Annotated in this window: 11 protein-coding genes; 7 read left to right on the forward strand and 4 right to left on the reverse strand. The window is 57.5% G+C overall.

Going from position 1 to position 11,309, the window contains the following annotated elements; translation table 11 throughout:
- Positions 1-5: 5 nt before the first annotated feature.
- Complete coding sequence (locus BMX68_RS14950) at positions 6-593, reverse strand: MarR family winged helix-turn-helix transcriptional regulator (protein WP_026013277.1); 588 nt, start codon at positions 591-593, stop codon at positions 6-8.
- A 200-nt stretch (positions 594-793) separates the two neighbouring features.
- On the opposite strand from BMX68_RS14950, the gene BMX68_RS14955 reads away from it, so the two are divergent.
- From BMX68_RS14955 to BMX68_RS14975, 5 genes are all read left to right on the forward strand, one after another.
- Positions 794-2,149 (forward strand): MFS transporter, encoded by a 1,356-nt coding sequence (locus tag BMX68_RS14955; protein ID WP_017132941.1) that lies wholly within the window; start codon positions 794-796, stop codon positions 2,147-2,149.
- A 111-nt stretch (positions 2,150-2,260) separates the two neighbouring features.
- Positions 2,261-3,235 carry a PDR/VanB family oxidoreductase gene (locus BMX68_RS14960; protein WP_017132942.1) on the forward strand — a complete coding sequence of 325 codons (975 nt, stop codon included), beginning with the start codon at positions 2,261-2,263 and terminating at the stop codon, positions 3,233-3,235.
- A gap of 61 nt (positions 3,236-3,296) precedes the next feature.
- Complete coding sequence (locus BMX68_RS14965) at positions 3,297-4,616, forward strand: Rieske 2Fe-2S domain-containing protein (protein ID WP_017132943.1); 1,320 nt, start codon at positions 3,297-3,299, stop codon at positions 4,614-4,616.
- Positions 4,616-5,839, forward strand: a complete 1,224-nt coding sequence (locus BMX68_RS14970; protein ID WP_039792720.1) for a Gfo/Idh/MocA family protein — start codon at positions 4,616-4,618, stop codon at positions 5,837-5,839. The genes BMX68_RS14965 and BMX68_RS14970 overlap by 1 nt, the downstream gene beginning before the upstream one ends.
- The gene (locus BMX68_RS14975) at positions 5,836-6,828 is read left to right on the forward strand and encodes an ABC transporter substrate-binding protein (protein ID WP_074862333.1); all 993 of its coding nucleotides are present in this window, start codon (positions 5,836-5,838) and stop codon (positions 6,826-6,828) included. The genes BMX68_RS14970 and BMX68_RS14975 overlap by 4 nt, the downstream gene beginning before the upstream one ends.
- 106 nt (positions 6,829-6,934) lie before the next feature.
- Here the strand turns inward: BMX68_RS14975 and BMX68_RS14980 are convergent, their stop codons facing one another.
- Together BMX68_RS14980 and BMX68_RS14985 are read right to left on the reverse strand one after the other, a co-directional pair.
- Positions 6,935-7,243, reverse strand: coding sequence for a hypothetical protein (locus BMX68_RS14980; protein ID WP_017132946.1), 309 nt, complete (start codon positions 7,241-7,243; stop codon positions 6,935-6,937).
- 239 nt (positions 7,244-7,482) lie between these two features.
- Complete coding sequence (locus BMX68_RS14985; protein WP_017132947.1) at positions 7,483-8,919, reverse strand: MltF family protein; 1,437 nt, start codon at positions 8,917-8,919, stop codon at positions 7,483-7,485.
- Between the two features lie 239 nt (positions 8,920-9,158).
- Here BMX68_RS14985 and BMX68_RS14990 point away from each other — a divergent pair, with 239 nt between their 5' ends.
- The gene (locus BMX68_RS14990; RefSeq protein ID WP_060783413.1) at positions 9,159-9,965 is read left to right on the forward strand and encodes a TatD family hydrolase; all 807 of its coding nucleotides are present in this window, start codon (positions 9,159-9,161) and stop codon (positions 9,963-9,965) included.
- Positions 9,966-10,152: 187 nt separating this feature from the next.
- Complete coding sequence (locus BMX68_RS14995; protein WP_017132949.1) at positions 10,153-10,386, forward strand: hypothetical protein; 234 nt, start codon at positions 10,153-10,155, stop codon at positions 10,384-10,386.
- Positions 10,387-10,540: 154 nt separating this feature from the next.
- Here the strand turns inward: BMX68_RS14995 and BMX68_RS15000 are convergent, their stop codons facing one another.
- Positions 10,541-11,305 carry a CHAD domain-containing protein gene (locus BMX68_RS15000; RefSeq protein WP_017132950.1) on the reverse strand — a complete coding sequence of 255 codons (765 nt, stop codon included), beginning with the start codon at positions 11,303-11,305 and terminating at the stop codon, positions 10,541-10,543.
- Positions 11,306-11,309: the final 4 nt, after the last annotated feature.

Here is an 11,309-nt window from a genome sequence, read left to right on the forward strand (position 1 = left end):
TTTGTTTAATCGGTGTCCGTCGACTCGCCGCGCTCGTTGATCATGCGTCCGACTTCCCGCGTTGATGGCATCCGATGGGAAGGATTGATGGAGCTCGCTTCAGCGTTTGCAAGATTCTCGATCACCGTCAACAAAACCCGTCGAGCGATCTCGACCTCTTCATCCTTGAGCCCGCGAACACTCACCTCGTTGACCTCCACAGCCAAAGGAATCAGCACCCCCTTCAGACGACGCCCTTCCTCGGTCAGAAAGACGTGAACATTTTTCTTGTTTTCCGGCAGTTGCTGCCGGACGACGTATCCCAGTTTCTCCATCGCCTTTACCGCCGCGAACGTTGTAGGCTCCATCAGCCCAGCCTGGGTGCTGAGTTGTTTTTGTGTCAATCCATCTGTCTCCCAGAGAATCCGCAGAAAAGCCCAATGTCCAAAGGATACATCGTGTTCGGTCAAGCGCATCTGAAGCGCTCTGATCAGAGCACGGGTCGCATCCTTGACCAAGTGAGCTAATCGATCATTGGGCACCACGTCGTGCCAGTGCCTGAGTATTTCCTGAGTCTCGGGCCGTTCCTGGCCCAAAGGTTTTCGCGCGGTCATATCAAGATCCAATCTCATTACTTGCGTAAGCATAACGCGTTGCCCTTCAAACTGCCTTGCGCGCCAGAAAAATCTCCATTCATTGCTTTTTTTATTGCTTATCCAAAAATTACCTCCTAATATTCTTAGAGACCTAATAATAAAGCCACCTCAACCCTGCAGGGTTTCGGAGTGCTACACAAAAGACCGAGGCGCACATAATGACAAGAACAGTAACCGTAGACGCCGTGCCCACCCCTCTTCAGCGCAGCAGCGAACGCATTGACAGGGTTTACAGAAAAGTCACGCTACGATTGATGTCATTTATTTTCGTGGCTTGGGTACTCAATTATCTTGATCGGGTGAACATCAGCTTCGCGCAAATTCACTTGAAGCATGATTTGGGCATGAGCGACGCAGCGTATGGCCTTGGCGTCAGCTTGTTTTTTATCGGCTATATCGCCCTGGAGATCCCCAGCACTCTTTATCTGCAAAAGATCGGCGCCCGGTTGACCATTACTCGGATCATGCTGCTGTGGGGCATCATTTCAGCCTCCATGGCATTTATGACTTCTCCCGTTCATTTCTATATAGCCCGAGCACTATTAGGGGCGGCCGAGGCAGGCTTCTGGCCAGGAATTATTCTCTATCTGACCTACTGGTATCCCGGCGCCAGGCGAGCTCGCATAACCTCACGTTTTTTGCTGGCTATTGCCGCTGCAGGAATTATTGGCGGCCCGCTATCTGGCGGGATCCTGGTGAATTTCATCGACGTCATGGGAATGAAAAGCTGGCAATGGATGTTCATCCTAGAAGGCCTGCCAGCGGTCGCAATGGGGGTGATGGCCTACTTTTACCTGGTAGACAAACCCGAACAGGCGCGGTGGCTCGACGACGAGGAAAAAGCAATTATTCTCGACGCCTTGGCTGCCGACCGTGCCGGTAAGCACCCCGTTACGGATAAGCGGCATGCTTTGCTGGCTGCCCTTAAAGATCCGCGTGTATATGTTCTTGCGGCTGGCTGGGCCACCGTGCCGCTATGCGGCACGATCCTTAACTACTGGACACCCACCATCATTCGCCAGACCGGCATTAACGATGTATTGCAGGTCGGTTTGCTATCCACCCTGCCCTACATCGTGGGCGCAGTCGCGATGATTCTCATCGCACGCAGCTCCGATATTTGCCTGGAACGCCGCTGGCACTTCTTCTTCAGCGTCGCCTTCGGCGCCTCGGGCGCCTGCTTGCTGCCCCATGTCCTGGACTCAGCCATTATTTCGATTGCTTGCCTGGCCATGATCGCCGTGTCGTACTTCGGCGCGGCAGCAATCATCTGGTCCATTCCACCGGCTTACCTTAATGACGAGTCCGCCGCAGGGGGGATTTCGGCAATCAGTTCCCTTGGCCAAGTCGGCGCTTTCTGCGCGCCGGTCGGGCTAGGCTGGATCAACACGGTGAGCGGCAGCCTCGCCATCGGACTGACGGCTATCGGTGCGCTGGTCCTGGCAGGTGGTCTAGCGGTGCTAATTGCCGTACCGGCTAACACCCTGAGTGAAAAACCACTGATCGACGATTAGGGACCAGCAGTCTTGAATGGCAGCACTACGCCTAGAAAACATTAGATATCTATGAAACACCCGAGTCGCGGAGCTGTTGGTCCTGCGACCGAATGAGACAAGGAGACAGCGATGAGTAGTTCCGAAAGGCTCGATGATGGGTTCACAGCGCTAAGGGTGGTCGCCAAAACCGAAATTGCCCACGGCATTTTTTGCTTCCAATTGACCCATCCAACGGGTGCGCTCCTACCCGAGTTCACCGCCGGAGCGCACCTGCGAGTCAGAGTGCCCAACGGCAGCATTCGCAATTACTCCCTGAGCAACGCCCCCCAAGAGCGAGATCGTTATGTCATTGCGGTCAAACGTGATGCCAATGGCCGAGGTGGTTCGCTGAGCATGGTTGATGGTGTCGAGGTCGGCGACCTGTTACCGGTGACGGCCCCACAAAACGAGTTCGAACTCACCGAGCATGCCCGGCAGTTCATATTCGTCGCCGGAGGTATCGGTATCACCCCAATCCTGTCGATGATGCGCCATCTCAAGGCCAGCACCGATACCCCCTTCAAACTTTATTACTGCACCCGTAATCCGGAACTCACCGCCTTCCTGAATGAGCTTTCAGGGGCCGAGTTTTCCAACACGGTGATCATTCATCATGATTTCGGCAACCCTGCGGATGCCTACGATTTCTGGCCAATTTTCGACAAGCCAAGCAATGGCACCCATGTGTACTGCTGTGGTCCCCGGCCATTGATGGACAGCGTGCTGGATATGACGGGGCATTGGCCACCCGGCACCGTTCATTTCGAAAACTTCGGCGTGGACCAAAGCTGCTTCACAGAAAACCGCCCCTTCTCGGTGACGCTCAAGCGGAGCGGAAACCATCTCGAAGTTCCCGCTGATCGCTCGATTCTGGAGGTGTTGCGCGACAACGGCATCCGGGTTTCGAGTTCTTGTGAGAGTGGTACCTGTGGCTCGTGCCGTACCCATCTGATCGCAGGTGACGCAGAGCATCGCGACAGGGTGCTGCGAGAGGACGAACACCACGACCAGATCATGATCTGCGTTTCCCGATCCAGAAATGCCGTGCTGGTGCTCGACCTCTAGTGGCCTGTGTAGCTCGACAGGACCTTTTTTACAGACGATGAGTGATAGCTGGAGAGAGTTTATGTTGACCCCTGAAGAAAACCTGTTGCTGTGTCGTGTCGAAGGCGATGCGCCGATGGGTCAGATGATGCGCCGTCACTGGACCCCGGTGTGTTTGATCGAAGAAGTCAGCGAACCTGATGGCACGCCAATCAGGGCCCGTCTTTTCGGTGAGGATTTGGTAGTTTTTCGCGACAGTGACGGTCGCGTGGGCGTCATGGATGAATATTGTCCCCATCGCCGTGTCTCGCTGATCTACGGGCGCAATGAAAACTCAGGATTACGCTGTTTGTATCACGGTTGGAAGATGGACGTGGACGGCAATGTGCTGGAAATGGTCTCCGAACCCGCCTCCAGCAGCCTGTGCCAGAAGGTCAAGCACACTGCCTACAAAACCTGCGAATGGGGCGGTTTTGTCTGGGCGTACATGGGGCCACAAGACGCGATTCCTGAATTCGTGCCACCGGCCTGGGCGCCCCATGAGAAGGTTCGGGTGAGCATCGCAAAGGCGATTATTCCTTGCAACTGGGCGCAAATTCTGGAAGGCGCTATCGACTCGGCACACAGCTCAAGCCTGCACTCCTCTGATTTCGTTCCCGCACGGGTCGCAAGCGCCGAGGCCACCGCAAAAAACTGGCTGCGACCTTCTACGGACAAAGCGCCACGCATGCAAGTTGACCGCACCAGCTATGGCTTTCGTTATGCCGCGCTGCGCCGCCCCCTTCAGAACGCCGCCACCAACGAGTATGTGCGATCTACCGTGTTTGTAGCGCCCGCAACCGCGCTGATTCCGCCGAATAACTTGTATAACGTGGCGAATATCAATGTGCCCATCGACGATACCCACACGGCCTTCTATTTCATGGCCTGGGGAAATCCCGATCACACTCCGGAAACCGAAACCTGGCGCAAGTTTCTCGGCCAGCAAACCGGCATCGATCTGGACGACGGCTACCGTCCGCTGCGCAACAACGAGAACCGTTTCTGGCAGGATCGCGAAGCCATGAAAAACGGTAATTTTACCGGTATCAAAGGCTTCCCCAATCAAGATATTGCCATGTGGGTGACCATGGGGCCTATCGCCAACCGCTCCGATGAACGCCTGGGCGCCAGTGACGTCGCGGTCGTGGAGTTCCGCCGAGTGATGCTCGATGCATTGGCAGCATTCCAAGCAGGCGATACGGCTATCGGTACCGGCGAGAAAGCGATTCCTTCCAGTATCTGCTCGTTCCAGGCAATCGTGCCCAAGGACATCGACTGGCGTGAGTATAAAAGTCATTACGTATGGGCCGGTGACAATGCCCATAGGGTTGCCGAACCCGATTACGAGGTTCGAGCGTGATGCCCAGCCACGCAGAGTCTCCACCCCGCTTGCGCCTAGGTGTAGTCGGTCTGGGTCGGGCATTCACACTTATGCTGCCAACCTTCCTGGCCGACCGACGCGTTCAATTGGTGGGCGCGTGCGATCCGCGTGCATCAGCACGCGAGCAATTCGAAAGGGATTTTGCCGCGCCTGCCTTCGAGACCATCGAAGCCTTGGCGGCAGACAGCAATGTCGACGCCTTATACATCGCCAGCCCGCATCAGTTTCACGCTGAGCACACCCGTATAGCGGCCACTCATCGCAAACACGTCCTGGTCGAAAAACCCATGGCGCTATCGTTGAACGAGTGCGACCGGATGATCGCCGATTGCGCGCAGGCCGGCGTGAACATGATCGTTGGGCACTGCCACAGCTTCGATACCCCGTACCTGCGTACTCGGGAGCTGATAGGCAGCGGCGAATTCGGCGCCGTCAAGATGATTCAGGCGCTGAACTACACCGACTACCTGCAGCGTCCTCGCCGCCCAGAAGAACTCTCGACCGCTGAAGGGGGCGGAGCGGTATTCAGTCAAGCCGCGCACCAAGTCGATGTGGTTCGTTTGCTGGCGGGTAGTCGCGCTATCCGAGTCCGAGCGGCCGTAGGTAATTGGGACCCTGCGCGGCCAACCGAAGGCGCCTACACCGCCACGCTTTGGTTCGAGAACGGCGCGTTCGCATCCATTACCTACAACGGCTACGGCTACTTCGACTCCGATGAATGGATGGGATGGGTCGGCGAAATGGGCAAGCCCAAAACCCCCGAGGCTTATGGAAAGGCCCGTCGTTTGTTGCAACAGGTGCAATCGGCGGAGGAAGAGGCGCGACTCAAAGCTGAGTCCACTTACGGCGGCAAGCACTACATCGCCGCCTCTCCTGACAACGCGACAGCCTTCCAGCATTTCGGCCCGATTATCGTGTCGTGCGAAGGTGGCGATCTGAAGCCGATGGCTGATGCCGTCATGATTTACCGGCCCGATAGCCGTGACCGTCTGCGGCTGGAGCCACCCACGGTACCGCGATCCGAGGTCATAGACGAATTGTATCTGGCACGGTTTTGCGGAGTCGCGCCATTGCATGACGGCCAATGGGCTCGCGACACCTTGGAAATCTGCCTTGCCATGCTGCAATCCAGCGATGAACAACGTGACATCACACTGGGTGTGAATGTTGCAACCACTCAATCTTGCGAGACCCCTTCATGAACAAATTGAATCTATCCGTCGCTGTGGGCAATTACGATCGCATCCGGCCATTGGTGGACGGCGAAGTACAGATTGACGGAGTTGATCCAATCTTTATGTTGCAAGATCCCGAAGAAATCTTCTTCCGCGCTTTTCGCCATGCCGACTACGACATCTGTGAGTTGTCGTTGAGTAGCTACAGCGTTAAGACCGCTGCGGGCACCAGTCCCTATATTGCCGTGCCTATCTTCCCGTCTCGGGCGTTTCGTCACACCTCGATCTATATCCGTAACGACCGCGGCATCGAGTCCGCGGCGGATCTCAAGGGCAAACGCATCGGCGTGCCAGAGTACCAGTTGACGGCTAACGTCTGGGTGCGGCTTTTCTTGGAAGAAGATCACGGTCTCAAAGCCTCCGATGTCACCTGGATTCGTGGGGGGTATGAGGAACCTGGACGGCTGGAAAAAATTGTCCTGAAATTGCCGACGGATGTCATCGTCGAGAATGCGCCCGAGACCCAAACCCTCTCCGGCATGCTCGCCTCCGGTGAACTGGACGCCGTGATCGGCCCACGTGCCCCTTCGTGTTTTACTCAGGGCCATCCTCAGGTGGGCTATCTCTACCGTGATCCTCAGGGAGCTGCTTCAGACTGGTATCGCCGCACTCAGTTGTTCCCGATCATGCACGTGTTGGGGATCCGGCGCACGTTGGCTGAACAGCATCCCTGGTTACCTGGGGCCGTTGCCAAAGCCTTCGAGAAGTCCAAGTCCGTCGCCTTGCAAAAACTAAGCGACACCTCCGCGACCAAGGTCACGTTGCCGTTCATCGAGGATCAGATAAGAGCGGCGCGCCAGCTGCTGGGCGAAGATTTTTGGTCCTATGGTTTCGCCGCCAACCGCCATGTACTCAGTCGCTTCCTGGAACGTCACTATGGCGAAGGACTGTCGTCTCGCTTACTGCAGCCAGAGGAGCTATTCCATCCTGCGTCGCTGGAGAGTTTTAAAATTTAACGGGACTCACAACGTAACAGACACCTCTCGTAAAAATAGGTGCGAGCGTATTTGAACAAGCCAGGTGGAGTGGGTGTGCAGCACCGCCATCAGTTCTCCCTGAAACTCAGCGCCGGGTAATCAGGCCCTGGCGCGCCACCCGGATCAACTGCCGGATGAGCGCGTCGGCTTGTTCGGCCATAGGCGACTGGATCACCGCCAGGTCGAAACTGTTATCGGCAAAACCCTCCAGCGGATCACCGTCCTCGACGAACTGGATCAGGAAGGCCGAGGCGCGCCCTTTGCGTCGCGGCCAGCCATCGAGATAACGCAGCAGCGTCGGCTGATGTTTGCCACCGAGGAGGATTTTCGGGTTGCGATCGGGAAGACTGGCCGTAATCGGCGTAAGGCATACAACGGGGCGCGGGTTGTTCAACGTGCGTGTCTCCGCCTCAACGATCTGCCGGGCAGGTGTGAGGCAACACCGAACCAGCGCTTTAGCGGTATTTCGAAGCTTGGATCAAGCTTCTGTCGGAGAGCGTGCGACTCTCCTGGCGCCCCGCAAGTAGCTGTTTAAATCGGCGCATAATCAATATCCTAGAGAACCCCGCGGGCCGCTGTCAAGAATCGTGCCCAACGAAAAAAAACCCGCTGCATGGCAATCGAATTGGTCCATTACTTGCGCGAGGCACCTTTCTGCTCATTGCTTTCCAGCGCATGGCCTTCCAGGGATTGGCGCTCGCGGTCGAACGCCAGGTAGTACTTGTTCACGCTGTTCACATAGTTGACCGAGGCCATTCCCATCTGTTCCATCGCTACACGTTCGACCTGGAAGAACCATTGGTTGGCGTTCAGGCCACGTCGGCGGGCTTCGGCACGCATGGCTTGGACCCGCTCCGGTCCCATGTTGTACGCCGCCAGGACAAAGGCCATGCGTTCGCGTTCGTTGAGCTTGGGGCTGGAGAAGAACTGGCGGCGGATCATCGCCAGGTACTTGGCCCCGGCCTGTACGTTGTTATCGACATTCTGGATATTGCCGACGCCCACCCGCTGCGCCGCCGACGGAGTGATCTGTAACAGTCCGGTGGCACCGCTTGCGCCATCGGCATTGGGGTCCAGTGTCGACTCCTTGAACGCCAGTGCCGCCAGGTCCAACCAGTCGATACCCTGGGCCCGGGCGTGGCGCTGCAACACCGGTCGCAGCTTTTCGAGCTTTTGCCGATCCGACTTAGCCAGGGGATAATGCACTTGGTACAGACGTCGGTAGACCCGCAGGAAAGCCGCGTCCTGGTCGGAAGGGGATTGATAAGTCTTGAAAAAGCGGTCGACGCTGGCCAGCAGCATCGGCGCATCAGGCCGCACGAACCAGTGCATCTGCCCCGCCTCGCCGACCAGCACCTGTTTGTCAAAACGCAATTTGGGCATGATCTTGGCCCAACGCTCGGCAATTGGCTGTTCGACGACGGTCAGGTGGAAGATACCGCCCTGGACCATCTCCAGTACATCTTCCACGGCAAGGCTCGGATCGACCCATTCGATCTTCACCGGCGCCAGCTTGCGTAGCGCCAGCTTCTGGTTGATCTGGTTCACCGCGTCAGCAGCGGCGCTGCCAGCGGTCAGGGCCAGGGTTCGACCGGAAAGTTGTTCGAACCGGGTAAAACGCTTTTCGCCCTTGAGTCCCACCAGCCGCAAGGGCACTGGATTACCGATTGGCTTGCTGGCACTCACCACCTGCCTGGGCTGCGCTTCGAGCAACTCACCGGGAGCGACCAGGTCCCCTTCCCCGCGCTGCAACGCCCCGAGCAATTGGTCCTTGGCCTTGGGAATGATCTTGAGGGTGATTTCCCGCTGGTCGCGGGCATATCCGTTGAGATACAGCTCAAACGCACGCAGCCGATGGTACTCGACCCCGATCGCTTCGCCCTCGACTTCCCCGGAACTGTTACGACTCTGGTTGACCAGCACCCGCAAGACCCGGCTATCGCGAATCTGCGCCAGGTCGCGAACCTGGCTCGGCTGGCCGATTTCCAATGGTCCGGTCAGACGCGCAAGCGCAGGCGACGGTAGCAGCCAGAACAGGCACAGCAGGAGCAATAGCGAAGGTTGCTTCATCCGTTCTCCGGAAAGAATACCGTCTCACCTCAAGCGTCATGACTTGAATAAGGAGCGACAGAAATCGAGTGTCTTTATGAACGCGAAAAAGTGCGAAAGACTGGCACAGCGACGAACGCGAAACCAATCGATGCTTTCTTCAAGCTTAAAAGGACAGTCACAACTCGTTGTAGTTCTTGGTTTTTATTATAAATCTACCGCTCTGATATGCTTTGCGGCCTGTGGCCTGAGGTAGCACCATGCAACTCATTGATATCGGCGTCAACTTGACCAACCCCAGTTTTGCCGGAAAACACCAGGAAATACTGGATCGCGCCTATGCCGCCGGGGTCTGTCAGTTGATCCTGACCGGCACCAGCATCGAGGGCTCCGAGCAGGCCCTGGAGCTATGCCGGACACTGGACGAAAGCGGTCGCCGGCTGTTTACCACCGCCGGTATCCACCCCCATTGCGCCAGTGACTGGACAACTGACAGCGCCACTCGTCTGAAAGCTCTGCTCAAGGAGCCCAACGTTTGTGCGGTCGGTGAGTGCGGGCTGGATTTCAACCGGGATTTTTCCCCACGCCCGCAGCAGGAAAAAGTCCTCGAGGAACACCTGGCTCTGGCGGTGGAGTTGCAGTTGCCGGTGTTCCTCCATGAGCGCGACGCCAACCCGCGCCTTCTGGAGATTCTGCGTGACTACCGCGACCACCTCCCCGCCGCCGTGGTGCATTGTTTCACGGGCGAACAACAGGCCTTGTTCAGCTACCTCGACCTGGACCTGCATATCGGCATCACCGGTTGGATCTGCGACGAGCGCCGTGGCACTCATCTGCATCGGCTGGTGAAGGAAATCCCCCGCGAACGCCTGATGCTCGAAAGCGACGCACCGTACCTGTTACCCCGCAGCCTGCGACCGAAACCGAAAAACGGCCGCAACGAACCGGCCTACCTGACCGAAGTGCTGCGGGAAGTGGCGCTGCATTGCGGTGTAAGCGAAACCGAGCTGGCCGCCCATAGCACCGCCTGCGCCCGGAGCTTCTTCGGCTTACCTTCGATTGTGTGATTCATGTCATGCGCAACAGGCACCGGACTCGGCCACCACTCACAATAAACGGGTGACTCTGACCGTTGAATTGAGCAAAATCATCGACCCGCTCAAGCTATAGAATCGATAGCAAAAGTTGATTCGCCGCCAGGGTTTGTTCGGCCTATCTTTGGTTTATCGAAAGCATCTACCAAGGAGCATAGCCATGGGCAAACCTCATCCCAATCTGCCTGCCTGGCAATGGCGTGTGGCGCCGAATACGTCGAACGACGGCACCCGCGAAGGCATGCGGCTGCTCTCGATGATTCTCTTTGCGCTGGCCTTTCTGCTGGTCGCTTCGGGCGTGTTCAGCGAAGATCCGACCACTGTCGCCATCGGCGTGATCGGCCTGGCGGCGGCCTATAGCCTCAAGCAGAAGGGGCATACACTCCAGGCCTGAGTCTTTTTGTAGCGGCTCACTTGGCCCGTGCAGGCATCCTTGACGATTTCGAGCGTCATGAGCTTCGCTGATCGAAACCAGGGCGGTGATAAACCTCTACCACTCGACTCTCGGGACGTAGCATCCATACCGGCCGACCAGCTTGCCACACAGGTCAGTCGAAACAGCTTTCGCTCAGGCGATCAAGCACTCGATCGGCCTTGCTTTCAGCCCGCGCCATAGCGCTGCGCCAACCCGCCACGCTAGGTTGCAGATCCTGCTGTTGCTCGGCCTGCAACAGCCACTGCCAGCAATCATGCCAATCGCCAAGAGCCTGCTGAGCCGTCTTGAGGTGCTTCAATGCCGGCGCCGGCAGGCGATCCAGCTCCGGGTAGGCCTCGGCGGCGTAACGCACCCGCTTGATCAGCAGGCGCAGACGATGGCGATTGTGCATTGGGTCATGCAAGGCTTTGTCGAGGGCATCCCACTGTTTCGCCAGACGCTTTTCGATGCGTTTGCGCACGCCCTTGAGCAACCCCTGGTACTGAGAAGCGCGCAAAAAACGGGGGAAAGCATCGAGCATGCCAAAGAGCTTCTTCAGCTCATCGCTGCCGGCCACTTTCCAGTAGTCCTCGGACAATTGCGCGGTACGTCGTGCAGCGGCGATATGACGGCCCTGCCCATGCAGATAAGCCGCCAGCACCTCACGGTCGCGAATCGGCGTGGTCAATCGTCCCACCTCGGCCGCCGCCTGTTCCAGTTGCTCGACCCCCGGCCATCCGCGCAATGGCCGCAACAGGCTGCGCAGCCGCCGGACAGTGATGCGCAGGTCATGCAGCCCCTCGTTATCGGTCAGCGCATCTACCCGCGCATGACAGGCCAACAACCGTACTTCCAGGCCCAGCACCCGAGCCACCAAGCGATCTACCAGGACCGACATCGAC

This window comes from Pseudomonas agarici (genome assembly GCF_900109755.1).
Lineage (GTDB): Bacteria > Pseudomonadota > Gammaproteobacteria > Pseudomonadales > Pseudomonadaceae > Aquipseudomonas > Aquipseudomonas agarici.

What these genes read in the sequence shown, in the direction of transcription:
- BMX68_RS14995 (WP_017132949.1), top strand. Translation starts at nt 10,153, where the DNA reads ATGGGCAAACCTCATCCCAATCTGCCTGCCTGGCAATGGCGTGTGGCG.
- BMX68_RS14955 (WP_017132941.1), top strand. Translation starts at nt 794, where the DNA reads ATGACAAGAACAGTAACCGTAGACGCCGTGCCCACCCCTCTTCAGCGC.
- BMX68_RS14970 (WP_039792720.1), top strand. Translation starts at nt 4,616, where the DNA reads ATGCCCAGCCACGCAGAGTCTCCACCCCGCTTGCGCCTAGGTGTAGTC.
- BMX68_RS14950 (WP_026013277.1), bottom strand. Translation starts at nt 593, where the DNA reads ATGACCGCGCGAAAACCTTTGGGCCAGGAACGGCCCGAGACTCAGGAA.
- BMX68_RS14960 (WP_017132942.1), top strand. Translation starts at nt 2,261, where the DNA reads ATGAGTAGTTCCGAAAGGCTCGATGATGGGTTCACAGCGCTAAGGGTG.
- BMX68_RS15000 (WP_017132950.1), bottom strand. Translation starts at nt 11,305, where the DNA reads ATGTCGGTCCTGGTAGATCGCTTGGTGGCTCGGGTGCTGGGCCTGGAA.
- BMX68_RS14985 (WP_017132947.1), bottom strand. Translation starts at nt 8,919, where the DNA reads ATGAAGCAACCTTCGCTATTGCTCCTGCTGTGCCTGTTCTGGCTGCTA.
- BMX68_RS14975 (WP_074862333.1), top strand. Translation starts at nt 5,836, where the DNA reads ATGAACAAATTGAATCTATCCGTCGCTGTGGGCAATTACGATCGCATC.
- BMX68_RS14990 (WP_060783413.1), top strand. Translation starts at nt 9,159, where the DNA reads ATGCAACTCATTGATATCGGCGTCAACTTGACCAACCCCAGTTTTGCC.
- BMX68_RS14965 (WP_017132943.1), top strand. Translation starts at nt 3,297, where the DNA reads ATGTTGACCCCTGAAGAAAACCTGTTGCTGTGTCGTGTCGAAGGCGAT.